The 26,854-nt window shown below is 66.7% G+C and carries 31 protein-coding genes; 22 read left to right on the top strand and 9 right to left on the bottom strand.

Going from position 1 to position 26,854, the window contains the following annotated elements:
* Positions 1–7: 7 nt before the first annotated feature.
* Both AM590_RS09785 and AM590_RS09780 read right to left on the bottom strand, forming a co-directional pair.
* Entirely contained in the window at positions 8–1,072 is a 1,065-nt protein-coding gene (locus AM590_RS09785) for a glycosyltransferase family 4 protein (protein WP_058827317.1), read from the bottom strand.
* Positions 1,069–2,223 carry a glycosyltransferase gene (locus tag AM590_RS09780; RefSeq protein ID WP_058827316.1) on the bottom strand — a complete coding sequence of 385 codons (1,155 nt, stop codon included), beginning with the start codon at positions 2,221–2,223 and terminating at the stop codon, positions 1,069–1,071. Before AM590_RS09780 ends, AM590_RS09785 begins: the two co-directional genes overlap by 4 nt.
* A gap of 111 nt (positions 2,224–2,334) precedes the next feature.
* Between AM590_RS09780 and aglJ the strand changes: the two genes are divergently transcribed.
* Positions 2,335–3,243, top strand: coding sequence for an S-layer glycoprotein N-glycosyltransferase AglJ (gene aglJ, locus AM590_RS09775; RefSeq protein WP_058827315.1), 909 nt, complete (start codon positions 2,335–2,337; stop codon positions 3,241–3,243).
* Between the two features lie 70 nt (positions 3,244–3,313).
* Here the strand turns inward: aglJ and AM590_RS09770 are convergent, their stop codons facing one another.
* Complete coding sequence (locus tag AM590_RS09770) at positions 3,314–3,640, bottom strand: hypothetical protein (protein ID WP_008093396.1); 327 nt, start codon at positions 3,638–3,640, stop codon at positions 3,314–3,316.
* A gap of 138 nt (positions 3,641–3,778) precedes the next feature.
* Between AM590_RS09770 and AM590_RS09765 the strand changes: the two genes are divergently transcribed.
* Entirely contained in the window at positions 3,779–3,991 is a 213-nt protein-coding gene (locus tag AM590_RS09765; protein WP_004976972.1) for a ribbon-helix-helix domain-containing protein, read from the top strand.
* A gap of 63 nt (positions 3,992–4,054) precedes the next feature.
* Here AM590_RS09765 and AM590_RS09760 read toward each other — a convergent pair whose 3' ends face one another.
* The 3 genes from AM590_RS09760 to AM590_RS09750 all read right to left on the bottom strand — a co-directional run bounded on the left by AM590_RS09760 (position 4,055) and on the right by AM590_RS09750 (position 5,651).
* Entirely contained in the window at positions 4,055–4,570 is a 516-nt protein-coding gene (locus AM590_RS09760; RefSeq protein WP_058827314.1) for a hypothetical protein, read from the bottom strand.
* Positions 4,570–5,256 carry a hypothetical protein gene (locus AM590_RS09755; RefSeq protein ID WP_058827313.1) on the bottom strand — a complete coding sequence of 229 codons (687 nt, stop codon included), beginning with the start codon at positions 5,254–5,256 and terminating at the stop codon, positions 4,570–4,572. The genes AM590_RS09760 and AM590_RS09755 overlap by 1 nt, the downstream gene beginning before the upstream one ends.
* A gap of 107 nt (positions 5,257–5,363) precedes the next feature.
* Positions 5,364–5,651, bottom strand: coding sequence for a DUF5779 family protein (locus AM590_RS09750; protein ID WP_058827312.1), 288 nt, complete (start codon positions 5,649–5,651; stop codon positions 5,364–5,366).
* 357 nt (positions 5,652–6,008) lie between these two features.
* On the opposite strand from AM590_RS09750, the gene AM590_RS09745 reads away from it, so the two are divergent.
* The 17 genes from AM590_RS09745 (at position 6,009) to AM590_RS20840 (ending at position 21,921) form a co-directional block, all read left to right on the top strand.
* The gene (locus tag AM590_RS09745; RefSeq protein ID WP_241768238.1) at positions 6,009–7,253 is read left to right on the top strand and encodes a LeuA family protein; all 1,245 of its coding nucleotides are present in this window, start codon (positions 6,009–6,011) and stop codon (positions 7,251–7,253) included.
* Between the two features lie 364 nt (positions 7,254–7,617).
* A complete protein-coding gene (ilvB, locus tag AM590_RS09740; protein ID WP_058827311.1) occupies positions 7,618–9,381 on the top strand; it encodes a biosynthetic-type acetolactate synthase large subunit in 1,764 nt (587 codons plus the stop codon).
* Positions 9,378–10,034, top strand: a complete 657-nt coding sequence (ilvN, locus tag AM590_RS09735) for an acetolactate synthase small subunit (protein WP_008093383.1) — start codon at positions 9,378–9,380, stop codon at positions 10,032–10,034. The genes ilvB and ilvN overlap by 4 nt, the downstream gene beginning before the upstream one ends.
* Positions 10,031–11,077, top strand: a complete 1,047-nt coding sequence (gene ilvC, locus AM590_RS09730) for a ketol-acid reductoisomerase (RefSeq protein WP_058827310.1) — start codon at positions 10,031–10,033, stop codon at positions 11,075–11,077. Before ilvN ends, ilvC begins: the two co-directional genes overlap by 4 nt.
* Positions 11,078–11,088: 11 nt before the next feature.
* Positions 11,089–11,355 carry a hypothetical protein gene (locus tag AM590_RS09725; protein ID WP_042664520.1) on the top strand — a complete coding sequence of 89 codons (267 nt, stop codon included), beginning with the start codon at positions 11,089–11,091 and terminating at the stop codon, positions 11,353–11,355.
* Positions 11,348–12,769: a 3-isopropylmalate dehydratase large subunit gene (leuC, locus tag AM590_RS09720; RefSeq protein ID WP_058827309.1), complete on the top strand. Its 1,422-nt coding sequence runs from the start codon at positions 11,348–11,350 to the stop codon at positions 12,767–12,769. Before AM590_RS09725 ends, leuC begins: the two co-directional genes overlap by 8 nt.
* Complete coding sequence (gene leuD, locus AM590_RS09715; protein ID WP_042664515.1) at positions 12,766–13,374, top strand: 3-isopropylmalate dehydratase small subunit; 609 nt, start codon at positions 12,766–12,768, stop codon at positions 13,372–13,374. The genes leuC and leuD overlap by 4 nt, the downstream gene beginning before the upstream one ends.
* On the top strand, positions 13,367–14,341 hold the full coding sequence (gene leuB / locus AM590_RS09710; RefSeq protein WP_058827308.1) for a 3-isopropylmalate dehydrogenase: 975 nt from the start codon (positions 13,367–13,369) through the stop codon (positions 14,339–14,341). Before leuD ends, leuB begins: the two co-directional genes overlap by 8 nt.
* Positions 14,342–14,544: 203 nt before the next feature.
* Positions 14,545–15,312 carry an HTH-type transcriptional regulator GlpR gene (gene glpR, locus AM590_RS09705; protein ID WP_058827307.1) on the top strand — a complete coding sequence of 256 codons (768 nt, stop codon included), beginning with the start codon at positions 14,545–14,547 and terminating at the stop codon, positions 15,310–15,312.
* Positions 15,309–16,226, top strand: a complete 918-nt coding sequence (pfkB, locus tag AM590_RS09700; RefSeq protein WP_058827306.1) for a 1-phosphofructokinase — start codon at positions 15,309–15,311, stop codon at positions 16,224–16,226. The genes glpR and pfkB overlap by 4 nt, the downstream gene beginning before the upstream one ends.
* A gap of 105 nt (positions 16,227–16,331) precedes the next feature.
* On the top strand, positions 16,332–17,459 hold the full coding sequence (ptfC, locus tag AM590_RS09695; RefSeq protein ID WP_004977002.1) for a fructose PTS transporter subunit IIC: 1,128 nt from the start codon (positions 16,332–16,334) through the stop codon (positions 17,457–17,459).
* 44 nt (positions 17,460–17,503) lie between these two features.
* Positions 17,504–17,968, top strand: coding sequence for a fructose PTS transporter subunit IIA (gene ptfA, locus AM590_RS09690; protein WP_004970773.1), 465 nt, complete (start codon positions 17,504–17,506; stop codon positions 17,966–17,968).
* Positions 17,968–18,237, top strand: coding sequence for a phosphocarrier protein HPr (gene ptsH1 / locus AM590_RS09685; RefSeq protein WP_058827305.1), 270 nt, complete (start codon positions 17,968–17,970; stop codon positions 18,235–18,237). The genes ptfA and ptsH1 overlap by 1 nt, the downstream gene beginning before the upstream one ends.
* Positions 18,238–18,240: 3 nt before the next feature.
* Complete coding sequence (gene ptsP / locus AM590_RS09680; protein WP_058827304.1) at positions 18,241–19,938, top strand: phosphoenolpyruvate--protein phosphotransferase; 1,698 nt, start codon at positions 18,241–18,243, stop codon at positions 19,936–19,938.
* Positions 19,935–20,411, top strand: coding sequence for a fructose PTS transporter subunit IIB (gene ptfB, locus AM590_RS09675; RefSeq protein ID WP_058827303.1), 477 nt, complete (start codon positions 19,935–19,937; stop codon positions 20,409–20,411). The genes ptsP and ptfB overlap by 4 nt, the downstream gene beginning before the upstream one ends.
* 164 nt (positions 20,412–20,575) lie before the next feature.
* Positions 20,576–21,568, top strand: a complete 993-nt coding sequence (gene fba, locus AM590_RS09670) for a class II fructose-bisphosphate aldolase (RefSeq protein WP_058827302.1) — start codon at positions 20,576–20,578, stop codon at positions 21,566–21,568.
* Between the two features lie 203 nt (positions 21,569–21,771).
* On the top strand, positions 21,772–21,921 hold the full coding sequence (locus AM590_RS20840; protein ID WP_004043442.1) for a hypothetical protein: 150 nt from the start codon (positions 21,772–21,774) through the stop codon (positions 21,919–21,921).
* A gap of 51 nt (positions 21,922–21,972) precedes the next feature.
* Here AM590_RS20840 and AM590_RS21270 read toward each other — a convergent pair whose 3' ends face one another.
* On the bottom strand, positions 21,973–22,098 hold the full coding sequence (locus AM590_RS21270) for a hypothetical protein (protein ID WP_256364940.1): 126 nt from the start codon (positions 22,096–22,098) through the stop codon (positions 21,973–21,975).
* Positions 22,099–22,205: 107 nt separating this feature from the next.
* Positions 22,206–22,652, bottom strand: coding sequence for a DUF5799 family protein (locus AM590_RS09665; RefSeq protein WP_058827301.1), 447 nt, complete (start codon positions 22,650–22,652; stop codon positions 22,206–22,208).
* A 142-nt stretch (positions 22,653–22,794) separates the two neighbouring features.
* Here AM590_RS09665 and AM590_RS09660 point away from each other — a divergent pair, with 142 nt between their 5' ends.
* Positions 22,795–24,018, top strand: coding sequence for an HAD family hydrolase (locus AM590_RS09660; protein WP_058827300.1), 1,224 nt, complete (start codon positions 22,795–22,797; stop codon positions 24,016–24,018).
* A 29-nt stretch (positions 24,019–24,047) separates the two neighbouring features.
* Here the strand turns inward: AM590_RS09660 and AM590_RS09655 are convergent, their stop codons facing one another.
* Entirely contained in the window at positions 24,048–24,602 is a 555-nt protein-coding gene (locus AM590_RS09655; protein ID WP_058827299.1) for a hypothetical protein, read from the bottom strand.
* A 406-nt stretch (positions 24,603–25,008) separates the two neighbouring features.
* On the opposite strand from AM590_RS09655, the gene AM590_RS09650 reads away from it, so the two are divergent.
* Positions 25,009–25,455 (top strand): luciferase family protein, encoded by a 447-nt coding sequence (locus AM590_RS09650; protein WP_058827298.1) that lies wholly within the window; start codon positions 25,009–25,011, stop codon positions 25,453–25,455.
* A 77-nt stretch (positions 25,456–25,532) separates the two neighbouring features.
* The gene (locus AM590_RS09645; protein ID WP_058827297.1) at positions 25,533–26,771 is read left to right on the top strand and encodes a mandelate racemase/muconate lactonizing enzyme family protein; all 1,239 of its coding nucleotides are present in this window, start codon (positions 25,533–25,535) and stop codon (positions 26,769–26,771) included.
* Positions 26,772–26,854 lie beyond the last annotated feature (83 nt).

The following is a 26,854-nucleotide window of genomic DNA, read 5'->3' as shown; positions in this document are numbered from 1 at the left end:
GCCGGCCTCAGCGCCACCCGCCGTGACAGACTGAGTCGTAGATGGCGGCCGTCCGTTCGACCACGTCCTCCCACGTTGGGAGCGGTTCGGCCGGCGCGTCGAGGGCAACGGCGCGCTCGACGCCCGAGACGACGGTCGCGGGGTCGACGCCGACGCAGTCGGGGCGCTCGGCCCAGTCGACGAGCGCTCCCGCGTTGCGGACGACGCACGGGGTGCCCGCTGCGAGCGCCTCGGCGACCGTCATCCCGTAAGCCTCGAACTCCGACATCGTCACGAACGCCGCCGCACCGGCGTACAGCCCCGGCAGGTCCTCGTCGGCGACGAAGCCGAGGAAGTGAACGCGGTCTTCGACGCCGACCTCGCGGGCGAGTCGCTTCAGCTCCGACCCGTAGTCGCCGGCTCCGGCGACCGCGAGGTCGTAATCGAGGTCGGGGAGGGCTCGAATCACGTGCTGGACGCCTTTGTACTCCTCTAACCGGCCGACAGAAAGCAGGTAGTCGCGGTCCGCCCACTCGGGGCCGGGGGACGCCTCGGCGAACCGCGCCACGTCGAGGCCGTTCGGAATCACCGTCGCCTCGACGCCGAAGTCGGCTTCGAGCTGCCGGCGCTCCCAGCCGCTGACCGCGATGCGGGCGTCGGCGCGGCAGAGCGCCCAGCGGCCCGGAACCCGGTAGACGGACAGCAGTTTGTCCCGGAGCGCGGAGGCGCTCCCGCCGTGGTAGTGCGGGGTGGCGACAAACGGCGTCTCCGCGTCGGTACCGAGCGCCGCGAACAGGAGCGGAAGCGAGTGGTAGTTGTGGGCGTGGACGATGTCGGCGTCGCCGACGAGACGGCGTAGGGTCGCCAGAATCTCCGGGGCGACGTGGAACGCGCCGCCGGGGGCGACGCCGGGGTGTCGAATCACGCGGACGCCCTCCCGGTACTCCGCCGAGCGGGTGAGTCCCTCGGCGTCGGCGGTGAGGACCGTCACGTCGTGTCCCGCCGCGGCGAACCGGGACGCAAGCTCGGCGACGTGGGTCTCGACGCCGCCGGTGTGCGGAGGATACCGCGTCGTGACGTAGAGAACGTTCACTCGAAGTACTCCCTCGACTCCCGGTCGAGTTCCCACGTGCCGTCGCCCTCGTCGCGGAGGAGTTCGACCGCGGCGACGAGCAGCGACACCTGCGAGTCGAAGACGGCGTACAGCGGCTGGAGCGGACCGAGGCGTTCAGACTGGCCGGCCCACGCGAAGGCCGCGACGGCGCCCGGAACGGCGAGGCCGAGCGGCCCCGCGAGGAGGACGCCGGCGACAGTCGCCAGTGCGACGCTCGCCGCGAGCAGCCACGGCGAGACGACCATGAACCACCAGTTGAACGGGAGGACGACGGTGCCGTAGAACCCGTAGCGGCCGAGCATGTCCCGGTTCTGGACGAGGAGTTTGAGCAGGCCCATCGCCCGGCGGTCCTTGCGCTGGCGGCGCTTCGAGAACTCGGAGACGCCGGACTCGGTGAACGCCATCGCGGGGTCCATTACGACGCGCTTGCCGGCCCGGCGGATGCGGAGCGCGAGTTCGGTGTCGTCGGCGAGGGAGTCGGGGTCGATGGGTACGAAGTCCTCGGCGCGGAACGCGAAGCAGGGGCCGTGGAAGATGAACGTCGAGTCGAGGTGGGATTCGAGGCCCTGAATCTTCGTGAGGATGCCGCGGTAGTCCGATTCGACCTCGCTGTCGCCGAGGACTTCGGACTGTTGGCCCGTCACCGCGCCGATGGTCGGGTCCGAGAGGTTCGCCGCCGCCTGCCGGAGCACGTCCGGGGCGAGCTTCGAATCGGCGTCGGTTCGGAAGAGCAGTTCGTTGCTCGCCGCCGCGAACGCCTCGTTAAGGGCGGGTGCGACCCCCCGGCGCTCGTCGTCGTGGAGGAGCGTCAGTTCGGGGGCGTCGCGGCCGGCGAAGAAGTCGCGGACGACCGCGGGCGTGTCGTCGTCGCTCGCGTCGGCGACGACCACCTCGATTTTCTCCATCGGGTAGTCGAGTGCGAGGATGTCTTGGAGCTTCGCCTCGATGATGCTCGCCTCGTTGTAGGTCGGAAGGACGATGCTCACGGTCGGCTCGTCCGGGCACTTCCGGGCGGGCGACCCCGTGGTGTCGACGACCCGGAGCAACGTGAGATAGACGAGGTAGGGCACCCCGGTCAGAGAGAGGAGTCCGAACGTCGCGGCGAGGAGGCGACGGAGGCGTGCGCGCATGGTGTGGGGTTTTCCCACCGAGAATAAAAGTGCTGTAGGTTGCTCTCGCCCCGCGGATTCGCGGGGGCGTATCCAGAAGTCCTTTTATACTGCCCGCTGGATGTCCCGCTGATGGACTACGCGGACGTTTGCGTCCTCGTCCCGACCTACAACGAGGCGGAGACTATCGCCGAGGTCGTCGCCAGCTACCGAGACGAGGGGTTCCACAACGTCCTCGTCATCGACGGTGACTCCACGGACGGGACGCGGGAGCTCGCCGAGGATGCCGGCGCGCACGTCGTCGTACAGCGCGGGAGCGGGAAGGGACAGGCGGTCAGGGAGGCGGTCGAAGAGCACATCGAGGCGACGTACGTCTTGATGCTCGACGGCGACGGCACCTACGAGGCGGGCGACGCGACGAAGATGCTCGAACCGCTCACCGAGGGGTACGACCACGTCATCGGCGACCGCTTCGCCGACATGCGGCCGGGCGCGATGACGCGGCTGAACAAGGTCGGAAACCGCATCATCAACCGGGCGTTCGCGTTCATCCACGGCCAGGACTTCCGCGACATCCTCAGCGGCTACCGCGCGTTCACCCGCGAGTCGTTCCTCGACATGACGCTCACCTCCGACGGCTTCGGCATCGAGACGGAGATGGCCGTCGAGTGCGCGAAACGCGGCATCGAGACGACGGTCGTCCCCACGACCTACTACCCGCGGCCGAACGGCTCGGACACGAACCTCAACCCGGTCCGTGACGGCGGTATCATCTTCCTCGAACTGTACCGCCGCGCCAAGACCAACAACCCGCTTTTCTACTTCGGCAGCGTCGGGCTCACGTCGACCGCGACCGGGGTCGGCCTCGCCGGCTACGTCGCCTACGAGTGGTTCATCCGCTCTATCTCCCACGAGGTCATCGCCGTCGTCTCCGCGGCGGGCATCCTCTTCGGTGTGCAACTGCTGATGTTCGGCGTGCTCTCGGACCTCATCCTCTCGTTACACCGCGAGCAGATGAAACAAATCGAAGAACTGGAGTGAGCGTGAGCGTCAGTGTCGGCGTCGGCTCGCGTCGGGCCGTCGGAACCGGGTGAATCGACCGAGACCGCCTTCAGAACGGGACGAGCGAACGGAGCCGACCCATCAGACTTTTCGACGCCTTGGCGCGGAACTCCTCGAACACGGGGTGGAGCGTCTCCAAGAGGTCGCGGCGGGAGTCGAACCGGTCTTTCGGCGCAGCGGCGAGGGCGTCGCTTATCGCGACCGTGTTGCCCGCGGCGTCTATCGGCACGGCGACGTCGTCAAGCGCCCGCGCAATCTCTCTCGCGTCTGCCGGGTAGTCGATGTCTGCGGCGTCGACATCGGCGGCGAGCGCGGCGATACCGAATTCGATTGAGTCCGGCTCTGATGTGTCGTTTTGGGGCGGTCTCGCGGCCATCGAACGTGTATAGGATGTCCCGCATGGAAAAACCCCCGACCTTCGGTGATACTCCCGGTAAGCGCCGAAAAACCGCGACAAACGTTTGGTTCGCGACCCACCGTTGGGGTTAACCCCACCCGGAGCCACGTTCGAGCCATGACCGAGTACACGACGGTCTCGATACCGAAGGAGTTGGCCGCTCGCGTCGACGACACGCTCGAAGGAACCACGTTCTCCAGTACGAGCGACCTCGTCCGGTTCCTCCTGCGCAGCATCGTCATCCAACACGAGCGCTCCGGCGGCGACCTCTCTGAGTCGGAGTTCCAGGAGATAGCGGAACAGCTGACCGACCTCGGCTATCTGCGGTAGTCGGCCGAGACGAGCGGCCGCCGCGTGCGGGCCGGCAGCGCCGGCCGGCCGAACGGGGTCGGCTCAGTCGAGTTCTTCCTGCGGCGGTTCGGCGTCGAGCACGACGAGTTTCAACTTCCGCCCGGCGCGGTCGAAGGCGGCCAGCGTCCGTCGTTCCCACGGGGGAACGGCGAGGAGCACCACGGCCGCGAGGTCGTCGCGCTCCGTGAGTTCGAACGGTCCCTGCGGGTGGGTGAGAAAGCGGGCGCGGCCGCGTCCGGCGGGCGTCCCGAGGTCCATCCCGAAGACGGCGCTCACGGACTGACCGGCCTCGGCCATGTAGAAGTGGGTGAGCACCGGCGTCTCCGGGTCGAGACCGAGCTCCTCGTCGAACTCGCCCGCGGGCGTCGGCGCGAGGACGAGGTTCATCGACGTCGGCTCGGCCTCCTCGGCCATATCGAGCAGCACGTCGACGAGCCCTCGCGTGACGTGGACTCGCTGTCGCTCAGACTCGTCGGCCGCCCCGTCGGTCGCGCGGTCAGGCTCAGCCTCGGTGCCGGGCGTGGTTTCGTCGCCCACGGCCGTTGTGTCGTCGGACATCAGTTCGAGAGCATCGAGGTGAACGCCTGGAAGTAGGCGCTCGGGAGGTTTCGTCGGGCGTTGCCGAGTGCGGTCCGGAGCTCGTCGCCCGCGTTCACGGGTACGCCCGCGCCGTGGCCGACGAGCAGCCGCTCGGGGTCGTACCGAGAGAGCACGCGCCGCGGCGGGAACGGCCGGAGCATCGGATGGACGCCGAGGTGCTCGCCGCGGGCGCAGAAGTAGCCGACCGTGCCGACCGATTCGGGGATGACGAGCAGGTCGTACCCGTCGTGATAGAAGCCAACCTCCTGCCACGGCGGGACGGAGCGGTCGACGAGACGGAACGCCTCGAAGCCGGAGTCGGCGAGGTCGGCCCCGAAGCGTTCGACGGTCGCGTCGAGTTCGTCGGCGACGCCGGTCATCCACGAGGCGACGTAGACCGGCACTTCGTGGCGGTTGGCGATGGCCGCCGAGTCGCGTTTGTGTCGGTCGAGTCCGACCACGACGCCGGCCACGTCGCCGAACTCGGCGAACAGGTCGTCGACGCCGGGGGAATCGACGGGGTCGAACAGCCACACGTCGCCGTCGACTTCGACGGCGTGACTGGCCCGCTGCATCGTCTCGTCGGGGTATGCGAGCCAGCCGACGCCGTGATCCCATCGGTCGATTTCGCGGAGGTCGGACGTGCCGCGACCTTTCATCGGCATGCCAGTATCGTGGGGCGCGCGGCGCATAAGGACTCTCCCCGCGGCCGATGCGCCCGGTTCTCGCCTCCCGCGTCGGCGCTCGCCGGAGCAACAGACGAGCCGCCCGGTCAGAGGTCGTCCGTGTTGATGTCCACGCCCGGGGGAGAGACGACGAGGAACTTCCGGAAGTGCATCAGCTGGCCGCCCATATCCTTGATGTCGCGTGCGAATCCCGACGCGAGCTTGTTGAGGTCGCCCTCGATAGCGAGAAAGAGGACGTTTCCGCGGGCGATGGACTGGACCCACTCCTCGGGCGGGGTCGACCCGTCGAGGACGCCGAGGACCACGTCACCCTCGGCGTCGTCCTCGTCGAGGTGTTCTTCGGCCGTCTGCAAGTTGAGATTGAAATCGCCCATACCCGCCCGGTTGTCGAGCGACGAGAAAAGGGTTCGGTCGAGTCGGGAACGGCCTCGACGGCAAAAACACGCTCATTGGTATCACGTTTCACACGACAGTCGCAGTTTGCTCCACGTTTGTCCAGTCGCAAGTGCGCGCACCGGGTGCTAAATTTTGTTTCTAAATTCTATTTAGTTATATTATCGTTCCTGAGCTATCGAACGCCGAGCGAACATATCAAGTCAACATATGTCATGATATCGTATAAGGACGTTTAGGTACAGCGATTAGCCCCGAGAGTGGTTGTCACGCAACACTCGCTGAACGTTCGTGATACTGTCGGGGAGAAACATTTAAATATGAGTTCGGGCACGTGACTGACACGATGTCTCACAACGACACGGAGGATTCGTCGGGTTCCCCGGCGGGTCGAGTTCTTCCAGGGCACATTAGCCCAACAATCTGAAATCGAAGACGTACGAATCTTCGACACGACACTCCGCGACGGCGAACAGTCACCGCGAACCTCGTTCAGTTACGAGGAAAAGCGCGACATCGCCGAAACCCTCGACGACATGGGTACCCACGTCATCGAGGCCGGGTTCCCGGTGAACTCGGAAGCGGAGTTCGAAGCAGTCGCAGATATCGCTGCTTCGACGGACGCGACGACGTGCGGGTTGGCCCGCGTCGTCGACAAGGATATCGAAGCCGCGCTGGATTCCGGCGTGGACATGGTGCACACGTTCGTGAGCACCAGCGACGTCCAGTTGGCCGACTCGATGCACGCTTCCCGCGAAGAAGCCGTCGAGCGGGCCGTCCGCAGTGTCGAACACGTCCGCGACGCGGGCGTTGAAGTAATGTTCTCACCGATGGACGCCACCCGAACGGACGAGGACTTCCTCATCGAAGTCGTCGAGGCCGTCTCCGAGGCAGGCGTCGATTGGATCAACCTGCCCGACACCTGCGGCGTGGCGACGCCGACTCGCTTCGCCCGCATGGTGGCGACGGTCAGAGAGCACACCGACGCGAGAATCGACGTGCACGCGCACGACGACTTCGGACTGGCGTCGGCGAACGCGATGGCCGGCTTCGAGGCCGGCGCGGCACAGGCGCAGGTGTCGGTCAACGGCATCGGCGAACGCGCCGGGAACGCCGCCTACGAGGAGGTCGTCATGGCCGCCGAATCCCTCTACGGCGTCGACACCGGCATCGACACGACGAAGATAACCGAGCTGGCTCGCGTCGTCGAGGCGGCGTCCGACATCCCGGTCCCGGCGAATAAGCCGGTCGTCGGCCGCAACGCCTTCTCTCACGAGAGCGGCATCCACGCCGCCGGCGTCATCGAGAACGCTGACACCTTCGAACCGGGCGTCATGACCCCGGAGATGGTCGGCGCGACCCGCGAGTTCGTACTCGGCAAGCACACGGGGACGCACTCGGTACGCAAGCGCCTCGCAGATATCGGGTTCGAGCCCTCGGACGCCGAGGTCCGGGAGGTAACCCGCCGCGTCAAAGACCACGGCGCGGAGAAAGAACGCGTCGACGACTCGACGCTCGAGGTGTTCGCCCGCGACGTGGGTATCACCCACGAGGACGACACGGAGGAGGAGGTCCGCGCCTGATGGCGCCGGGCTGTGGCCCTACGGGGCGACCGCCCTGCTCGCGTCCGACCTCCCGCGCGGCGTGCAATCGTTGCCCGCCGCGAAAGCATTATTACGGCCGGGACGGACGTGTGGCATACGATGACCTCGCACGACGAACACGCGGTTCGCGCGACCCCGGAAGCCGGGGCCAGCGCCGCCGCCGTCGGTGCGATTCGGTCGCTCATTATTGTAGGGGCATAGCCCCCTACCACACCATCTCTCCGTCCCGCGTATTCGCACCGTTTTCAGACACGTCCGCAGTCCCCACAATGGCGCACCAGCACCACACGCAGTCACCAGACAGTCCGCATCGACGACCGACTACACACCACGGAGCCCACACATGAGCGAACGAACCGCAGCCACGACCGACCCCGACGCGACCGACGGGGCAGACGATTCGACCGAGACACCGACTGAGATCACCTCGGGTTCGACGTCAGTCGTCCGCGCCCTCGAAAACGCCGGCGTCGAGACCGCGTTCGGCGTGCAGGGCGGGGCGATAATGCCCATTTACGACGCGCTGTACCACTCTGACATCCGTCACGTGACGATGGCCCACGAGCAGGGCGCGGCGCACGCGGCCGACGCGTACGGCGTCGTTCGCGGCGACCCCGGCGTCTGTCTCGCCACGTCCGGTCCGGGCGCGACCAACCTCGTGACTGGCATCGCCGACGCGAACATGGACTCCGACGCGGTGCTCGCGCTCACGGGGCAGGTCCCGTCCGACATGGTCGGCTCCGACGCGTTCCAGGAGACCGACACCACGGGCGTCACCGCGCCCATCACGAAGCACAACTACTTCGCCTCGTCGCCCGACACCGTCGGCGACACCGTCGGCGAAGCGTTCGCGCTCGCCGCGGAAGGCCGACCCGGCCCGACGCTCGTCGACCTCCCGAAGGACGTCTCGCTCAACGAGACCGACCGCGAACCCGGTCCGGCGCAGGCACCCGAAACGTGTCGCGCGCGCACCGACCCGGCCGACTCGCAGGTCGAGGCCGCAGCGCGCGCAATCGAGCGCGCGGAGAAGCCCCTCCTGCTGTTCGGTGGCGGCGTCGTCAAGGCCGACGCAGCCGAGGTCGCCCGGCAGTTCGCGACCGAGCACCGGATTCCGGTCGTCACCACGATGCCCGGAATCGGCGCGATGCCGGAGGACCACGAACTCTGCCTGTCGTGGGCGGGGATGCACGGCACCGGCTACGCCAACATGGCCATCACGCACACCGACTGCCTCATCGCGGTCGGTACGCGGTTCGACGACCGCCTGACCGGCGGTATCGACACGTTCGCGCCCGAGGCCGAGGTCGTCCACATCGACATCGACCCGGCGGAAATCTCGAAGAACGTCCACGCGGACTACCCGGTCGTCGGCGACGCCGGCCGCGCCATCGAGCGCGTCGACGCCGAACTCGACGAGGGCCCTGACGCCCGCGAGTGGGTCGACCAGTGCCTCACGTGGAAAGACGAGTACCCGATGGACTACGCGGCCCCGGACAACGAGCCGCTGAAGCCGCAGTTTGTCGTCGAGGCGCTCGACGAGGCCACGCCCGACGAGACCATCGTCACGAGCGGCGTCGGCCAACACCAGATGTGGGCCGCCCAGTACTGGACGTTCACCGAGCCGCGGCGGTGGGTTTCGTCCCACGGCCTCGGCACGATGGGCTACGGCCTGCCCGCCGCAATCGGCGCGCGGGTCGCGGCCGACGACGACGAGACGGTCGTCTGCGTCGACGGCGACGCCTCGTTCCTGATGACGATTCAGGAGCTGTCGGTCGCCGTCCGCGAGAACCTCGACATCACCGTCGCCATCCTGAACAACGAGTACATCGGGATGGTCCGCCAGTGGCAGGACGCCTTCTTCGAGGGCCGACGCATGGCCGCCGGCTACGAGTGGTGTCCCCAGTTCGACAAGCTCGCCGAGGCGTTCGGCGCGCGCGGTTGGACCGTCGACTCCTACGAGGAGGTCCCCGACGCCATCGAGGAAGCGCTCGCGTACGACGGCCCCTCGGTCATCGACTTCCACGTCGACCCGGCGGAGAACGTCTACCCGATGGTCTCCTCGGGCGGCGCGAACGGCAAATTCGCACTCTCGGAGGACCAGCTATGAGCGACAATCGGACAGGACTGCAAGGCCCCGCGCCCGACGAGCGGCCACACCCCGACGGCCGACGCAACGCGCAGGGTATCCGCATCGACCCCGAAGCGGAATCGGAACACGAACCGCGGCGAACGGTCTTTTCGGCCATCGTCGAGGACGAACCCGGCGTGCTCTCGCGCGTCGCCGGCCTCGCCGCCCGCCGCCAGTTCAACATCGAGAGCCTCACCGTGGGTCCCACGACCGTCGAGGGGCACTCCCGCATCACGATGGTCGTAGAGGAGCCCGAACCGGGCATCGACCAGATAGAAAAACAGCTCGCGAAGCTCAAGCCCGTCATCTCCGTCGGCGAGTTGGACGACGACGCCGTTCGCGCGGAACTCGTCCTCCTGAAGGTCCGCGGCGAGGACCCCGACAAAGTCCACGCCATCACGGAGATGTACGACGGCCGCACCCTCGACGCCGGCCCAGAGACCATCACGGTCCAACTCAGCGGCGACGAGCGGAAGATAGACGACGCCGTGGACGCGTTCCGGCGGTTCGGCATCATCGAAATCGCCCGGACCGGCCAGACCGCGCTCGCCCACGGCTCGAAGAAGACCGTCCCCGGAGAGGAACCCGGAACCTCCGGCGAACCCACCAAACCCAACACAAACACGCAATGACAGAACTCACCACGGAAGTTTACTACGACGACGACGCCGACCGCTCCCAAATCGACGACAAGACCGTAGCCGTCATCGGCTACGGCAGCCAGGGCCACGCCCACGCGCAGAACCTCGCCGACAGCGGGGTCGACGTGGTTGTCGGCCTCCGCGCCAGCTCTTCGTCCCGCGCCGCCGCGGAAGCCGACGGCCTCCGCGTCAAGGAGCCGGCAGAGGCGGCCGCCGAGGGCGACATCGTCTCGATTCTCGTCCCCGACACCGTCCAGCCGGCGGTGTTCGAGGAGATTCGAGACTCCCTCGACGCCGGCGACACGCTCCAGTTCGCCCACGGCTTCAACATCCACTACAACCAGATTCGGCCCCCGGAAGACGTCGACGTGACGATGGTCGCGCCGAAGTCGCCGGGCCACCTCGTCCGCCGCAACTACGAGGCGAACGAGGGGACGCCGGGTCTCATCGCGGTCTACCAAGACGTGACGGGCGACGCCAAGGAAGAAGCGCTGGCCTACGCGCACGGCCTCGGCTGCACCCGCGCGGGCGTCATCGAGACGACGTTCCAGGAAGAGACCGAGACCGACCTGTTCGGCGAGCAGGCCGTCCTCTGCGGCGGCGTCACCTCGCTGGTCAAGCAGGGCTACGAGACGCTCGTCGACGCGGGCTACTCCCCCGAGATGGCGTACTTCGAATGCCTGAACGAACTGAAGCTCATCGTCGACCTGATGTACGAAGGCGGGCTCGGCGAGATGTGGGACTCGGTCTCCGACACGGCCGAGTTCGGCGGGCTGACCCGCGGCGACCGCGTCGTCGACGAGCACGCCCGCGAGAACATGGAGGAGATTCTGGAGGAGGTCCAAGACGGTACCTTCGCCCGCGAGTGGATTCTGGAGAACCAGGCGGGCCGCCCGTCGTACTCCCAGCTCAAGGACGCAGAAGAGAACCACCACATCGAACAGGTCGGCGCGCCGCTGCGCGACCTGTTCGCGTGGGCCGACGACGAAGAAGAAGCGGACGCGGAGAAAGCCGAAGCACCGGCGGACGACTGAACACGACACCAATGACACGCGACGACACGACCGACCGAATGCGAGACATCAGCCACACGAACCCCTATACGGGCGAGACGTTCACCACGGTCTACGAGCGCGGCCCGGCCGTCACCGACGGCGGTCAGAGCGACGCGACGCCCGCGACGGACACGGACGCGACCGAGACCGAGACGATGGGCGACGTGGACCACACGCCCCGCAACGGCGAGGGTGCGAACCAGGTCTGGGAACGTGGCCACGACGACCGCGTCGTACCGGGTGACGGACATGAGTGAGGGAACACTGTACGACAAGGTCTGGGAGGAACACACGGTCTCGGAGCTTCCGACCGGCCAGACGCAGTTGTTCTGCGGCCTGCACCTCATCCACGAGGTGACGAGCCCGCAGGCGTTCGGCATGCTGCAGGAGCGCGACCTCGAAGTCGCCTACCCGAACCGGACGCACGCGACGGTCGACCACATCGTCCCCACGTCGGACCAGTCGCGGCCGTTCCGCGACGACGCCGCAGAGGAGATGATGGCCGAACTCGAACAGAACGTCCGCGACGCCGGCATCAACTTCTCGGACCCGACCTCGGGCGAACAGGGTATCGTCCACGTCATCGGGCCCGAGAAGGGACTCACCCAACCCGGCATGACTATCGTCTGCGGCGACAGCCACACGTCGACCCACGGCGCGTTCGGGGCGCTCGCGTTCGGTATCGGCACGAGCCAGATTCGCGACGTGCTGGCGACCCAAACGGTCGCGATGGAGAAAAAGAAGGTTCGGAAGATCGAGGTCACGGGCGAACTCGGCCCCGGCGTCGAGGCCAAGGACGTCATCCTCGAAATCATCCGTCGTCTCGGGACCGAAGGCGGCGTCGGCTACGTCTACGAGTACGCCGGCGAGGCCATCGAGAACCTCGATATGGAAGGCCGGATGAGCATCTGTAACATGTCCATCGAAGGCGGCGCTCGTGCGGGCTACGTCAACCCCGACGAGACCACCTACGACTGGCTGAAAGACACCGAGTACTTCCAAGAGAACCCCGAGCGGTTCGACGAACTCAAGCCGTACTGGGAGTCCATCCGCTCCGACGAGGACGCCGAGTACGACGACGTCGTCACCATCGACGGCTCCGAACTCGAGCCCGTCGTCACGTGGGGGACCACGCCCGGACAGGGCGTCGGTATCACCCAGCCCATTCCGGCCCCCGAAGACCTGCCCGAGGAGAAGCAGGACACCGCCCGGATGGCGCAGGAGCACATGGGCGTCACGCCCGGCGAGACGATGGAAGGCTACGAAATCGACGTGGCGTTCCTCGGTTCGTGTACGAATGCCCGGATGCCCGACCTCCGCCGCGCGGCGGGGGTCGTGAAGGGGCGACAGGTCGCGGACAGCGTCCGTGCGATGGTCGTCCCCGGCAGCCAGCGCGTCAAGGCCGCCGCGGAGGCGGAGGGTCTCGACGAGATATTCACGGAAGCCGGCTTCGAGTGGCGGGAGGCGGGCTGTTCGATGTGTCTCGGCATGAACGAGGACCAACTGGAGGGCGACGAGGCCTCCGCGTCCTCGTCGAACCGCAACTTCATCGGTCGGCAGGGGTCGAAAGACGGCCGCACCGTCCTGATGAACCCGCGCATGGTCGCCGCCGCGGCCGTCACCGGGCACGTGACTGACGTGCGCGAACTGAAGGAGGTGAGCGTCGCATGACCGACGAGATTCCCGAAATCGACTCCGCGTCCGGCTCCGGCGTTCCCATCCGCGGCAACGACATCGACACGGACCAGATCATCCCGGCGCGATTCATGAAGGTCGTCACGTTCGACGGCCTCGGCGAGTTCGCGTTCTTCGACCAGCGCTACGACGAGAACGACGAACCGAAGGACCACCCGATGAACGAGCCGCAGTTCCAGGACGCCTCCATCATGGTCGTCAACGCCAACTTCGGCTGTGGCTCCTCTCGGGAGCACGCCCCGCAGGCGCTCATGCGCTGGGGCATCGACGCCATCATCGGTGAGTCGTTCGCCGAGATTTTCGCGGGCAACTGCCTCGCGCTCGGTATCCCGACGGTCACCGCCGACCACGACACCATCACCGAACTGCAGGACTGGGTCGACGAGCACCCGGATGCAGACATCGACGTGGACGTGGAAAACGAGACGGTCACCTACGGCGAGAAGACCGTGGACGTGACCGTCGACGACGCACAACGGAAGGCGCTCACCGAGGGCGTCTGGGACACGACGGCGCTCATGAAGTCGAACGCCGACGCGGTCGCCGAGAAAGCCGCTTCCCTGCCCTACGTCGATGACTGAGGAAATCGTCGTCATCCCCGGCGATGGCATCGGCGCGGAGGTCATCCCGGCGGCGGTTGACGTGCTGAAGGCCGTCGGCGACTTCGAGTTCGTCGAGGCCGACGCCGGCGACCACGTGAAAGAAGAGACCGGCGAGGCGCTCCCGCAGGAGACGTACGACCTCGCCGCCGAGGCCGACGCGACGCTGTTCGGCGCGGCCGGCGAGACCGCGGCGGACGTTATCCTGCCGCTTCGGACTGCGGTGGACTCCTTTGTCAACGTCCGCCCGGCGAAGGCCTACCCCGGCGTCGACGCGCTCCGACCGGAGACGGACCTCGTCTTCCTCCGGGAGAACACGGAAGGCGTCTACGCCGGCCACGAAGACCGGCTCTCTGACGACCTCTCGACGCTCACGCGCGTCGTCACCACCTCGGCGTCCGAGCGACTCGCCGAGTACGCCTGCGACTACGTCGGCGGCGAGGGCGGCAGTTTCCAGGTCGCCCACAAGGCGAACGTGATGCGCGAGACGGACGGTCGCTTCCGCGACGCCGTCGTCTCCGTCGCCGACGAGCGCGGCGTCGAGGCAGAGGAGGTCCTGATGGACGCCTTCGCGACGCGCGTCTGTCTCGACCCCACGCAGTTCGACACCATCGTCTGCCCGAACCTCGCGGGCGACGTGCTGTCCGACCTCGCCGCCGGCCTCGTCGGCGGTCTCGGACTGCTCCCCTCGGCGAACATCGGCCCGGACGCCGCGCTGTTCGAGCCGGTTCACGGCTCCGCGCCGGACATCGCCGGCGAGGGCATCGCCAACCCCGCGGCGACGATTCTGTCCGCGGCGATGCTGCTCGACTACCTCGACTACGAGGACGAAGCCGACCGCGTCCGGTCGGCCGTCGAAGGCGTCCTCGCTGACGGGCCGCGCACGCCCGACCTCGGCGGCGACGCCTCCACGGAGGACGTGACCGCCGCGATTCTCGACCGACTCTGAGCGTCGGCAACCCACCGAATCGGCGGTTCGACGTTCGTTTCGAGCGTTCTCGTTTTCGTTTTTGATCGTTTTCTCACCAACGAACACGCCGTTTTCGTTCTTGTGTGAGATACGGCTGTTTCGAGCAAATACGGGCGGAATCCAACATAAACAATTAACACTACTCCCCGACTTACCTTCCACCTAACGAGGAATCGCTACCGATGTTACCAGCAGAGCGCAAACGCCGCATCGTCGAACTCGTTTCCGACTCGGACGGCCGGTCGGTCGAGTCGCTGTCCGACCACCTCGGCTATTCGAAGGCGACGATACGACGTGACCTGCGCGAACTCGAAGACCGTGGGCTCATCGAGCGGTCGCACGGCGGAGCCGTCCCCGTGACCTCCGTCGGGCGCGAGCAGACCTACGGGCAGAAGGAAGTACAGAATCTCGAAGGGAAACGCGCGATCGCCGACCGCGCGGTCGAGGAACTGGCCGAGGGACAGGTCGTGTTCTTCGACGCCGGGACGACCACGATGGAGGTGGCGCGGAAGGTCCCCAAGGACGGGACGATACTCGGCGTCACCAACTCGCCGCGGCTTGCCATCGAACTGAACGAAGAGGAAAACGAGGTCAAACTCACGGGCGGGACGCTCCGCCGGCGGACGAAGGCGCTCGTGGGACCGACCGCGGAGTCGTTCATGGAGCGGACGAACTTCGACCTGCTGTTCCTCGGCACGAACGGGCTGGACGTGGAGTCCGGCCTCACGACCCCGAACGAGGACGAGGCGCGGATGAAGGAGCTGATGGTGGAAAAGGCCGCGAAAGTCGTCCTCGTCGCTGATCTCTCGAAGCTCGGCCGCCGGAGCTTCGTCCAGTTCGCATCGCTCGAAGATATCGACCTGATTATCACCGACGGAACGCTCGACGACGACTCTCGCGAGGAGATTGAGAGCGCGGGCGTCACCGTCGTCGACGGAGTTGCACGATGATTCTCACAGTCACCCCGAACCCAGCAGTAGACCACACGATTCACTTCGACGAACCGCTTCAGCCCGGCGTCGTCCACCGGACCGACGACGCGGTGTTTACCGCGGGCGGCAAGGGTATCAACGTCGCCAAGTACGTCTCGGCGCTCGATGCCGACGTGACCGCCTCGGGCTTTCTCGGCGGCCATTTCGGGAAGTTCGTCCGCGATCGACTCGACGCCGACGGCATCGCCTCAGACTTCGTCACCGTCGACGCGGACACGCGCCTGAACACGACCGTGCTCGCGGAGGACGGCGAGTACAAACTCAATCACAACGGCCCGCAGATTCGTGCAGCCGACGTGGACGAACTCGTCGAAACCGCGCAGGCGAACGAGCCCGACACGCTCCTCGTCGGCGGTAGCCTCCCACCGGGGATGTCTCTCGCCGATGTCGATAGACTCGCCCGCGCGGGCGACTGGCAGATAGCGGTGGACATGGGCGGGGAGTACCTCGCCGAACTGGAGGCCGACTACTACGTCTGCAAACCCAATCGCTCGGAACTCGCGGCGGCGACGGGTCGAACTGTCGAGACCGAAGCCGACGCCATCGAGGCCGCCGAGGAACTTCACGCGCGCGGGTTCGAGTACGTGTTAGCCTCGCTCGGCGCGGACGGCGCGCTCCTCGTCACCGACAGCGAGGTCCTCTCTGCGCCTGCGCTCGACGTTGAGGTCGTGGACACAGTCGGCGCGGGCGACGCCGTCATGTCCGGGTTCCTCGCCGCACGCGAACACGGACTGTCGGACGCCGATGCCCTCCGAATGGGCGTGTTGACCGCGTCCCGCGTCGTCGGGGTTGCTGGCACCCGCGCTCCGAACCTCGAAGACGTGCTGACGAACGAAACGCACGTCGAGGTGACGACCGTTCGGAGCCGGTGATTCTCAGATGAACGTTTGTTAACGATCAAAACGCTCAGTAACGTTCATATTCGAAAGGGTTTTTGAGCACATTTGCGTACGTTCTTTCGTAGGGGTGGCAACACTATGGCAAACGACGCAGAAGACGCAGTTCGGTCCTACCTCACTTCGGTGAAGGAGGACCTGATGACTGGGGTATCGTTCATGATTCCGTTCGTGACTATCGGCGGAATCTTCCTGGCGCTGGGCTACGCGGTAGCCTCGCTTTCGAACAACGTACAAGACGTATTCAACAGCACGGGGACCGCCGGCTGGTTCCTCGCGCAGATCGGCGTCGCTGGGCTGACGCTGATGGTTCCGGTGCTCGGCGCGTACATCGCGTACGCTATCGCCGACCGTCCGGGCCTCGCACCGGGCTTCATCCTGTCGTACATCATCCAGCAGGGCAACGTCCTGCAGGCGGCCGGGGACGTCATCGGCCTTCAGGGTGGCTCCGCCGGCGCGGGCTACCTCGGCGCTATCGTCGCCGGGTTCCTCGCCGGTATCGTCGCGCGCTGGTTCAAGCAGCGCGACGTGCCCGAGTTCATCGCACCGATGATGCCCGTGCTCCTCATCCCGGTCGCGACGACCGCGGTGCTCACGCCCATCATGCTGTTCGTGCTGGGCGTCCCGATTTCCATCGCGAACGCGGGACTCACGAACTTCCTGAGCAATATGCAGGGCGGCGGACAGGCGATTCTCCTCGGGGGCATCCTCGGGGCGATGATGGCGGCCGACATGGGTGGCCCCATCAACAAGGTCGCCTACGTGTTCTCCGTCGGCCTCATCTCCGAGGGCGTCACCGCGCCGATGGCCGCGGTCATGATCGCGGGTATGGTCCCGCCGATCGGCCTCGCGCTGTCGAACTTCATCGCACCGCAGAAGTACGCGGCCGAGATGTACGAGAACGCCAAGAGCGGCGTGCTCCTCGGCTTCTCGTTCATTACTGAGGGCGCGATTCCGTACGCGGCGGCCGACCCCGCCCGCGTCATCCCGAGCGTCGTCGCCGGCAGCGCCGTCGCCGGCGCGGCCTCGATGGCGCTCGGCGTGAACATGCCGGCACCGCACGGCGGCATCTTCGTGGTTCCGCTGTCGAACCAGCCGTTCATGTTCATCGCGTGCATCCTACTGGGCTCCATCGTGACCGCCGTCATCGCGACGGCTATCAAGCCGAACTTCGACGCCAAGGTCGCGGCCCAGAGCTCCGACGACTGACCACACCGAACTAATCTTTCCAGACTCGAACGAAGTACAATACAATGGACGTCACTGACATCAGCACCATCACACCGCTCGAACTGATCTCGCTCGAAGAGCCGCCGGCGACGAAGGAGGGGGCCATCGAGTTCCTCCTCGACCTCGCCGTCGACGCCGGGCGCGTCGACGACCGCGACGCCGCGCTCGACGCCCTCCTCGAACGCGAGGAGGAGGCGACGACCGGCGTCGGCTTCGGCATCGGCATCCCCCACGCGAAGACCGACGCCGTCTCGAAGCCGACGGTCGCGTTCGCGCGCTCGACCGAAGGCATCGACTTCGACGCCATGGACGACAAGCCGGCGAAGCTCCTGTTCATGATTCTCGTCCCCGCGGCGGGCGGCGAGGACCACCTGCAGATTCTGAGCGCCCTCTCGCGGTCGCTCATGCACGAGGACGTACGCGAGAAGCTCCTCGAAGCCGAGAGCAAGCAGACCGTCCAGGACGTGCTCGCCGAGGTGGTCGAGTGATGGAGCGGACCGTCACGGTCGTCCCCGAAGACGGGCTTCACGCCCGCCCGGCCTCGCAGTTCGTCGAGACCGCGAACTCCTTCGACGCCGACATCCAGCTCGGCCGCGCCGACGAGGACGACCTCGTCCCCGCCGCCAGCATGCTCGCCGTCACCGGTCTCGGCGTCGGCCACGACGAGTCCGTGCGCCTCGCCGCCGAGGGTGACGACGCGGAAGCGGCACTCGACGCCCTAGAGGACATCCTTTCGACGCCTGAAGCCAAACAGTAAGCCATGACCGAACGAACCCTCTCCGGCATCGGCGTGACACCGCTTTCGGGCGTCGGCACCGTCGTCTGGTACCGACCGGACGCCGACCTCCCCGAACCGCCGGCCGCCGAAGACGTGGACGCGGAGGCCGAACTCGCGCGCTTCGAGGACGCCCGCGCGGCCGCCGAGGACGAACTCGAAGCCGAGCGCGAGCGGACCGCCGAGCGCGTCGGCGAGGAGGAGGCCGCGGTGTTCGACGCGCACGTCCAGTTCCTCAACGACCCGCAGATAACCGACGGCGTCACCGACGCCATCGAGGGCGGGCTCCCGGCCGAACACGCCGTGCAGGAGACGTTCTCCGAGTTCGTTGAGCAGTTCGAGAACATGGGCGGTCGCATGGGCGAGCGCGCCGACGACCTCCGCGACGTGCGCGACCGGCTCGTGCGCGTCCTCTCGGACGGCGAGCGGGTCGACCTCTCGTCGCTGCCGGAGGGGAGCGTCGTCGTCGCCGAGCGCCTCACGCCGAGCGACACGGCGCAGCTCGACCCCGAGCGCGTCGCCGGCTTCGTCACGGTGACGGGCGGCCGCACCTCCCACGCGGCCATCTTCGCGCGCTCGCTCGCCCTGCCGGCCATCGTCGGCGTGGGCGAGGAACTCCAGTCCGTCGAGGACGGCGCGGAAGTCGTCGTCGACGGCGAGTCGGGCGACTTCGTGGTCGACCCGAGCGACGAGCGGAAAGAGGCCGCCGCGGCCGCCGCCGACGTGGACATCCGACACGAGTCGGTCGAGACCGCAGACGGCGTCGAAATCGAGATCGCCGCCAACATCGGTACGCTGGCGGACCTCGGGCCGGCCGTCGACCGTGGGGCCGACGGCGTCGGCCTGTTCCGCACCGAATTCCTCTTCCTCGACCGCGAGTCGCCGCCGGACGAAGACGAGCAGTACGAAGCGTACGTCGAGGCGCTCGAATCCTTCGACGGCGGGCGCGTCGTCGTCCGGACGCTCGACATCGGCGGCGACAAGCCGGTCCCGTACCTCGACCTGCCCGACGAGGAGAACCCGTTCCTCGGCGAGCGCGGCATCCGCCGGTCGCTCGGCCCGGACGCGGACCTCTTCGAGACGCAGGTGCGCGCACTGCTGCGCGCGGCGGCCAGCGCCGACGGGGCGAACCTGTCGGTGATGCTCCCGCTCGTCTCGACGGTCGAGGAGCTTCGCGCCGGCCGAGAGCGGTTCGAGTCGATTGCGGCCGACCTCGACGCCGAGGGCGTCGAAAACGAACTGCCCGAGTTCGGCATCATGGTCGAGACGCCCGCCGCGGCGTTCATGGCCGACCAGTTCGCGCCGCACGTCGACTTCTTCAGCATCGGGACGAACGACCTCGCGCAGTACGTGATGGCCGCCGAGCGCGGCAACGAGCGCGTCTCGGACCTCGGCGACTACCGACAGCCGGCGGTCCTCCGCGCCATCGACGCCACCGTCTCGGCGACCGAGGGCGAGGACTGCTGGGTCGGCATGTGCGGCGAGATGGCCGGCGACCCGGACCTCACCGAACTGCTCGTCGGGCTCGGCCTCGACGAACTGAGCATGAGCGCCGTGACGGTGCCGCAGGTCAAGGCGGCCGTCGCGGAGACCGACACCGCGGACGCCCGCGAACTCGCGGAACGCGTCCTGCAGGCCGACACCAAGGCTGAAGTCGCGGAAATCCTTACACTAGACCAATGAAACTCGTCGCAGTCACATCCTGTCCGACCGGAATCGCACACAGCCAGATGGCGGCCGAGAACCTCCTGCAGGCCGGCGAGCGCCTCGGCCACGACATCGACGTCGAGGTCCAGGGCGCGATGGGCACGCAGGACGAACTGTCCTCGGACGCCATCGCCGAGGCCGACGCGGTCATCATCACCTCGGATACCTCGGTCAGCCGCGACCGCTTCGACGGCAAACTCGTCCTCAAGGGGACGGTCAAAGACGGCGTCAACAACGCCGAGGCCGTCGTGAAGAAGGCGGTCGAACTCGCCGAGGCCGGCAAGACCGGTTCGGTCACGTTCGGAAGCGGCGACGACGGCGAGGACGCCGACACCGACGCCGGTTCCGACGACTCGTCCAGCGACGACACGGAATCGGACGAACCCGTGCGCCGCGGCGGCGACCCCGAGAAGGGACTGTTCGCCCGCCTGAAGAAGCTGTTCTCGTAACGCTCACCGGCGTTTTTCCCGTTTTTCGCTCATCCCCAGCGGCGGCTCTCTCTCGGAGACGAAAATTAACTCGAACGCGAACAAACGAAAACGTGCAGAATCGAAACTCGCTTCCCATACATTATTAGTCTCGCAGTCGTTGACGAAACCGAGGTGAACGCATAATGCCGTTCTACGGCGGGGAGGAACTCGCCACAGTGTACGACGAGGCGCTCGACGAAGGATTCGGCCTCATCGCGAGTAACATCGCGGAGCCGAACATTATGATGGGTCTCATGGAGGGAGCCGACCGGATGGACTCGGACCTCCTGTTGCAGATGAGCGGTGGTGCCTGCCGGTTCGCCGGTGACGGCGACGCCGTTGCGGGCCTGAAAGCCATGGGGAACTACATCGAGACCATCGCCGAGCGGTACGACATCGGCGTCTTCCTCAACATGGACCACCAGACGGACCTCGAGTTCATCGAGCAGCAGATCGAACTCGACATCCCGTCGTCCATCATGATCGACGCCTCCCACGAGCCGTTCGACGAGAACGTCGCGACGAGCCGCGAGGTCGTCGAGATGGTCGAGGCCGCGGGCTCCGACGTGCTCATCGAGGCCGAACTCGGCCAGATCAAGGGCGTCGAGGACGAAATCGAGGCCGAAGAGGCGTTCTACACGGACCCCGAACAGGCCGTCGAGTTCGTCGACAAGACGGGCGCGGACCTGCTCGCCATCTCCGTCGGCACGCAGCACGGCGTCGCCAAGGGCAAGGACCTCGAACTCCGCCCGGACCTCGCCCAGGACATCCGGCAGGCCCTGCGCGACCACGGCCTCGACACGCCGCTCGTCCTCCACGGCTCTTCGGGCGTCCAGCCCGACCAACTGCAGGAGATGCTCAAACACGGCATCTGCAAGGTCAACAAGGACACCCGCTACCAGTACGAGTACACGCGCACCGCCTACGACCTCTACAGCGAGGACCCCAACGCCATCGTCCCGCCAGAGGGCGTCGAGGACGCCCGCGACACGTTCTTCAACGAGACCGAGTGGTCGCCGAACAAGGACGTGTTCGACCCCCGCGTTGTCGGTCGCGACATCCGCGAGCGCATCGCCGACGTGCACGCCGGGCTGACCGAGGTCTCCGGCAGCGCCGGCCAGTCCCTGTTCAAGTAACCCGCGCGGGCGGTGATTCGTTCACCGTCGAGCGTTCACCGCGTCCGCACGGCGGACCGGAACCGGTTGTCGTCTCTACCCGGCACTCCGCCGGCTCTTCGTTTCGATACGTCTCCCGCCCAGCGGCGGCGCTCTCGATGCTCGACAGCGGTCGAATCCGCCGCCCCACGTCGCTTAAGGTGTCACGCGGCGTGGGTGTAGGTATGCCGCAGATTCACCTCGACGACGAGACGGTCGCCCGACTCGACGCGCTCCGCGAGGACGACGAGGAGTACGACGACCTCATCAACGAACTGATGAACATCTACGAGGCGAGTGAGCGGACGCTGTTCCACGCCGGCGACGAGTACTGAGCCGTCGCCCCCGACGCTCCGTCAGCCGTGCGACTGATTCGTGGTGGGTCGTTACAATCCGAGCCACCGCGCGAGGGCTCCCGCGAGGAGCACCAGTGCGCCGGCGATAAACGTGCCGGGAATCGGTAGCACGAACAGGAGTCCACCGAACGCGAAGACCAGCGTTGACGGTTTCATCTGGCGAGGACGTCGCGTCCGGAGCCGGTTACTAATTGTGGCCCTCGAACGGAATGTCGTCTTTGGCCACCAAGTGAGCGCGTCGCCACCGCCGGCCGGTTGCCCCGCTATTCGAGGTAGCTGACGCGGACCTGATCCCACTTGCCCTTCTTTTCGAGGTGGTCTTGGAGCGCGTCGGCGTACTCCTGGGTGAGTCGCTCCGCGTCCTCCAGTTTCTCCTGTTCTCCCTTCTTGCCGCCGCCGCCCATACCGAGCGCGCCCTTGATGGAGTCGACGATACCGCCGCCGCCCGACGACGAGTCACCTCCTCCGCCGCCCATCGCGCCCATCTGGCTGCGGATGTTGTCGAGTTCGGGGATAATCTGCGGGACTTTCTCCGTGTCGGCGACGATGCGCGCCTCCTCGGGGTCGTCCGCGTTCTCGATTTCGAACTCGGTCGCCGTCATGATGAGACCCCACTCCTGACTGTTGAACCGGGAGTTCATCACCTGGTCGTTGAACTCGCGGTCCACCGTCATTCGGTCGCCGACGATGCTGTCGGTCCAATGTGCCATGTGCACACGTCGTCGGCCGGTCGGTATCAGAGTTGCGGGGCCGACCGCCGACGGCGGCGACCGCGTCCCAGCCAGCCGACGAGACGCCGGGGCGAATTGCCTCCCACGCGGGTTTAATGCGGTTGGGTGACGACCCCGAATCATGGAGCGGTACGACCTCCTGTACAGACTGTACGGGAACTTCGACGCGGACGCGGTCCGGGACGCACAGGACTTCGTCGACCTCTTGCCGCCGCTCGGCTCGCAGGTGGCACTGTCGCACTGGCAGGCGGTCGACGACGAACTCACGGCGAAGAAAGACCGCATCCGTCGGGCGCTCTCCGACGGCGACCGCTACGCCGAACTCGCCGCGCGTGCGACGCGGGACCAGGCGTTCACCGCCCTCGACCTCTACACGAAGTACGGCCGGGCGGTGAACGCGCTCGTCTTGGACGTGGACGAGACGCTGCGCTCTGCGGGGCAGACCGACAACGAGATTCCGCGCGAGGTGCTGCACCTCCTCACGCAGTTCCACGAGGAGGGCGTCCCCATCGTCATCTGCACCGGCCAGACCCTGGAGAACGTCAAGGGCTTCGCCATCCAGGGATTGGGCAACGAACTCGTCCACTCAGGGAACGTGAGCATCGTCTACGAGGCGGGCACCGGCGTCTTCACGCCCGGCCACGGCTCCGACACGAAGCGGCTCCTCTACGAGACGCTCGACGACCCGGTGCAGTCGGTCTTCGAGTCGGTTCGCGGGCGCGTCATCAGCGACCTCCCCGACGCGCTCCGCGGTGGCGTTCACCTGCAGGGCAACGAGTTCAACGTCACGCTCAAACCGAACTTCGAGACCGGCAGCGACGACGCCGAGGAAGTCATCGACGGCGCGCTCGTCTACCTGTTGGACCTCCTCGGCGAGGCGCTCACCGACGACCCCGCCGGCCCCGACTGGGCGCGGGCGTACTTCGCGGAGCGCGACCCGGAGATAGCGGGCGTGCTCGACGACCGCGACGCGCTTCCCGACTCGGAGGCGGCGGAGATTCCCGAGGACGCGCGGCGGACGCTGGAGCGCGTGACGGTCGCGTACTACCACGCCGACGCCGCGGAGCTCTCCGCGGTCGACCTGAACAAGGCGGCGGGCGTCCGCGCCGCGCTCGACGTGCTCGGGGTGGACGACCCGTTCGTCCTCGTGATGGGCGACTCGAAGTCCGACCTCGACGTGATGACGTGGGCCGACGAAAACGAGTGTGGGCTCGCGGCCGCCCCCGAGCACTCCTCTCCGGGTGTGCTCGAACACGTCCGCGAGACCGACGAGCTGGTGTTTCCCCGCGGCGACGCCGCCTCGGTGCTCCGGACCGCCTACGCCCTCAATCTCTTAGTCGACTGAGGTGGCCGCGCCGTACCGGCGTCTGGTGACTACACCGTGCACACCCCGATGTCGTCACCCGAGCCATCACCGGTATCGCCGTCACCGTCACCCGAGTCGTCGGTGGTCGAACCGTCGTTCGTGGCGTCGTCCGTACTGTCGTCGCTCGAATCGTCGGACGAGTTCTCATCGGTCGAAGTGTCGTCAGACGAGTCATCGGAAGACGAGTCGTCGCTGTCGTCGTTCGAGCTCGAACTGCTGCGCTTCTTCGAGGACTTCTTCGTCGTCGAGTCGGTGTCGTCGTCGGCAGCGTCGGTTTCGACCGTCTCGAACGTGCCGGTCGCGTTCTCGGAGTCGTCCGCGGACGAACTGCCGTCGGTATCGTCGGCGTCACCCGAGTCGTCACCGACGACGGGCTCTTCTTGGATTTCAGATTCCTCGTCCGGCGCGTCGTCAGCGCCGGGGTCGGTCACGTCGGCGCCGATACTTCTGTCGGCGTCGTCGGCGGGGTCGGGCGTCTCGGGCGTATTCACGCCGCCGGAGAGGAGGGCGAACACGACGATGACGAGGACGACGGCACCGACGCCGAGTTGGCCGAGGTTCATCGCGCGGCCTCCCGGGAGTCGAAGTCGGGACCCTGTGTCGGTACATCGGTGGCAGTCAGAGACATGGTTCGTCCCGTTATTTGCGTCCCGAGGGTTTCGTTACGAATCGTCTACCCCGGACACCGCCACAGTTCGGGATTCCGTCAGTCGGAGAGCGCGTCCCGCGACGGGGCCCCGACGCGAAGTCGTCGCGGGACACGAAAATTCGCGTTCCTAACCCGTGTTAATCCGCGAATACCGCGCCCGTCTGAGTGTCTATTTTCGGCGGACACTCACCGTGAACTGAATGTCCGGAAATCCTGTGGTTATCGCTCGACTACGCGGTGTCGAACTCGGGGAGTCAAGCGCCGGCCTTCGCGCTGATTCGACTCTGCAGTTATGTCCTCGGAACGCGTATATTCGGTGAATGACTGCCTCCATCGACAGAATCGTTGCGCGCGTCTCGCGCTGGCCCGGCGTCGAGACCGCGCCACACCGCTTCGGCGGAACGGAGTTCCTCGTCGCCGGCAGGGAAATCGGCCACGTCCACGACGCCGGCGTCGTCGATCTCGCGCTCACGAAGCGCGTCCGCGACGTGCTCCTCACCGACGGCCTCGCGGACCCGCACCACGTGCTCCCCGACTCGGCGTGGGTGACCTATCGCGTCCGGAGCGACGCCGACGTGCCGGGCGCGATGCGCCTGCTCAGACTCGCGTATCTCTGGCGACTTCTCGCGCTCCGCCGCCGGGGCGTCGACCTCAACCCGGCGACGGACCCCGACACCGACCTCCGCCGACTCGGCCTCCCCGACGACCTCGACGCGCTCGTCCGAGAGACGTTCCGCGACTCTCTCGACCGACGCGCGCCGGTCTGACCGCTCTTAGGCGAGCCCCGATCGAGGACATGTCTCGGTCGGAAAAACTTTACTAACGTCCGAGTAAACCACTCTGCATGGGTAAGAACTACGCGGAGTTGCACGATCCGAACGCGGAGTACACGATGCGGGAGCTGTCGGCGGAGACGATGGGCGTGACGGCCAAGCGCGGCGGCGGTCGCGACGTCGAAATCACCGACGTGCAGACGACGATGGTCGACGGCAACTTCCCGTGGACGCTCGTCCGCATCTACACCGACGCCGGTATCGTCGGCACCGGTGAGGCCTACTGGGGCGCGGGCGTCCCCGAACTCATCGAGCGCATGAAGCCGTTCGTCATCGGCGAGAACCCCCTCGACATCGACCGTCTGTACGAGCACCTCGTCCAGAAGATGTCCGGTGAGGGTTCCGTCGAGGGCGTCACGGTCACCGCCATCGCGGGCATCGAAATCGCGCTGCACGACCTCGCGGGCAAGATTCTCGACATCCCCGCCTATCAGCTTCTCGGCGGGAAGTACCGCGACAAGGTGCGGGTCTACTGCGACTGCCACACCGAAGAGGAGGCCGACCCCGAAGCGTGCGCTGACGAGGCAGAGCGTGTGGTCGACGAACTCGGCTACGACGCCCTCAAATTCGACCTCGACGTGCCGTCGGGCTTCGAGAAGGACCGCGCGAACCGCCACCTGCGACCCGGTGAGATTCGGCACAAGGCCGAAATCGTCGAGAAGGTCACAGAGCGCGTCAAGGACAAGGCGGACGTGGCGTTCGACTGCCACTGGACGTTCTCGGGCGGCAGCGCAAAGCGGCTCGCGGCCGCGCTCGAAGACTACGACGTGTGGTGGCTCGAAGACCCCGTCCCGCCGGAGAACCTCGACGTGCAGGAGGAGGTCACGAAGTCCACGCTCACGCCCATCACGGTCGGCGAGAACCGCTACCGCGTGACGGAACTGCGCCGCCTCATCGAAAAGCAGGCCGTGGACATCGTCGCGCCGGACATGCCGAAGGTCGGCGGAATGCGCGAGACGCAGAAGATCGCGGACGTGGCGAACCAGTACTACGTGCCGGTCGCGATGCACAACGTCTCGTCGCCGGTGGCGACGATGGCCTCCGCACACGTCGGCACGGCGATTCCGAACTCGCTGGCGGTCGAATACCACTCCTACGAGCTGGGCTGGTGGGGCGACCTCGTCGAGGAGACGGTCATCGAGGACGGCTACATCGAGATTCCGGAGAAGCCGGGCCTCGGCGTGACGCTGGACATGGACACCGTCGAAGCGCACATGGTCGACGGCGAGACGCTGTTCGACGAAGCGTAAGCTTCGTCGAGCCAGCAGCACGGAGTGCTGCGCTGTTTGACGAGGCGTAAGCCGAAGTCGAACTCACGGACCCGCGTTCCGAT

Origin of the sequence: Haloferax sp. Q22, assembly GCF_001482285.1 — an archaeon.
In the GTDB taxonomy this organism is placed as follows: Archaea; Halobacteriota; Halobacteria; order Halobacteriales; family Haloferacaceae; genus Haloferax.
This window is presented reverse-complemented; position numbering and strand designations above follow the sequence as displayed.

What these genes read in the sequence shown, in the direction of transcription:
- AM590_RS09780 (WP_058827316.1), bottom strand. Translation starts at nt 2,223, where the DNA reads ATGCGCGCACGCCTCCGTCGCCTCCTCGCCGCGACGTTCGGACTCCTC.
- aglJ (WP_058827315.1), top strand. Translation starts at nt 2,335, where the DNA reads ATGGACTACGCGGACGTTTGCGTCCTCGTCCCGACCTACAACGAGGCG.
- AM590_RS09770 (WP_008093396.1), bottom strand. Translation starts at nt 3,640, where the DNA reads ATGGCCGCGAGACCGCCCCAAAACGACACATCAGAGCCGGACTCAATC.
- AM590_RS09765 (WP_004976972.1), top strand. Translation starts at nt 3,779, where the DNA reads ATGACCGAGTACACGACGGTCTCGATACCGAAGGAGTTGGCCGCTCGC.
- AM590_RS09760 (WP_058827314.1), bottom strand. Translation starts at nt 4,570, where the DNA reads ATGTCCGACGACACAACGGCCGTGGGCGACGAAACCACGCCCGGCACC.
- AM590_RS09755 (WP_058827313.1), bottom strand. Translation starts at nt 5,256, where the DNA reads ATGCCGATGAAAGGTCGCGGCACGTCCGACCTCCGCGAAATCGACCGA.
- AM590_RS09750 (WP_058827312.1), bottom strand. Translation starts at nt 5,651, where the DNA reads ATGGGCGATTTCAATCTCAACTTGCAGACGGCCGAAGAACACCTCGAC.
- ilvB (WP_058827311.1), top strand. Translation starts at nt 7,618, where the DNA reads ATGAGCGAACGAACCGCAGCCACGACCGACCCCGACGCGACCGACGGG.
- ilvN (WP_008093383.1), top strand. Translation starts at nt 9,378, where the DNA reads ATGAGCGACAATCGGACAGGACTGCAAGGCCCCGCGCCCGACGAGCGG.
- ilvC (WP_058827310.1), top strand. Translation starts at nt 10,031, where the DNA reads ATGACAGAACTCACCACGGAAGTTTACTACGACGACGACGCCGACCGC.
- AM590_RS09725 (WP_042664520.1), top strand. Translation starts at nt 11,089, where the DNA reads ATGACACGCGACGACACGACCGACCGAATGCGAGACATCAGCCACACG.
- leuC (WP_058827309.1), top strand. Translation starts at nt 11,348, where the DNA reads ATGAGTGAGGGAACACTGTACGACAAGGTCTGGGAGGAACACACGGTC.
- leuD (WP_042664515.1), top strand. Translation starts at nt 12,766, where the DNA reads ATGACCGACGAGATTCCCGAAATCGACTCCGCGTCCGGCTCCGGCGTT.
- leuB (WP_058827308.1), top strand. Translation starts at nt 13,367, where the DNA reads ATGACTGAGGAAATCGTCGTCATCCCCGGCGATGGCATCGGCGCGGAG.
- glpR (WP_058827307.1), top strand. Translation starts at nt 14,545, where the DNA reads ATGTTACCAGCAGAGCGCAAACGCCGCATCGTCGAACTCGTTTCCGAC.
- pfkB (WP_058827306.1), top strand. Translation starts at nt 15,309, where the DNA reads ATGATTCTCACAGTCACCCCGAACCCAGCAGTAGACCACACGATTCAC.
- ptfC (WP_004977002.1), top strand. Translation starts at nt 16,332, where the DNA reads ATGGCAAACGACGCAGAAGACGCAGTTCGGTCCTACCTCACTTCGGTG.
- ptfA (WP_004970773.1), top strand. Translation starts at nt 17,504, where the DNA reads ATGGACGTCACTGACATCAGCACCATCACACCGCTCGAACTGATCTCG.
- ptsH1 (WP_058827305.1), top strand. Translation starts at nt 17,968, where the DNA reads ATGGAGCGGACCGTCACGGTCGTCCCCGAAGACGGGCTTCACGCCCGC.
- ptsP (WP_058827304.1), top strand. Translation starts at nt 18,241, where the DNA reads ATGACCGAACGAACCCTCTCCGGCATCGGCGTGACACCGCTTTCGGGC.
- ptfB (WP_058827303.1), top strand. Translation starts at nt 19,935, where the DNA reads ATGAAACTCGTCGCAGTCACATCCTGTCCGACCGGAATCGCACACAGC.
- fba (WP_058827302.1), top strand. Translation starts at nt 20,576, where the DNA reads ATGCCGTTCTACGGCGGGGAGGAACTCGCCACAGTGTACGACGAGGCG.
- AM590_RS20840 (WP_004043442.1), top strand. Translation starts at nt 21,772, where the DNA reads ATGCCGCAGATTCACCTCGACGACGAGACGGTCGCCCGACTCGACGCG.
- AM590_RS21270 (WP_256364940.1), bottom strand. Translation starts at nt 22,098, where the DNA reads ATGAAACCGTCAACGCTGGTCTTCGCGTTCGGTGGACTCCTGTTCGTG.
- AM590_RS09665 (WP_058827301.1), bottom strand. Translation starts at nt 22,652, where the DNA reads ATGGCACATTGGACCGACAGCATCGTCGGCGACCGAATGACGGTGGAC.
- AM590_RS09660 (WP_058827300.1), top strand. Translation starts at nt 22,795, where the DNA reads ATGGAGCGGTACGACCTCCTGTACAGACTGTACGGGAACTTCGACGCG.
- AM590_RS09655 (WP_058827299.1), bottom strand. Translation starts at nt 24,602, where the DNA reads ATGAACCTCGGCCAACTCGGCGTCGGTGCCGTCGTCCTCGTCATCGTC.
- AM590_RS09650 (WP_058827298.1), top strand. Translation starts at nt 25,009, where the DNA reads ATGACTGCCTCCATCGACAGAATCGTTGCGCGCGTCTCGCGCTGGCCC.
- AM590_RS09645 (WP_058827297.1), top strand. Translation starts at nt 25,533, where the DNA reads ATGGGTAAGAACTACGCGGAGTTGCACGATCCGAACGCGGAGTACACG.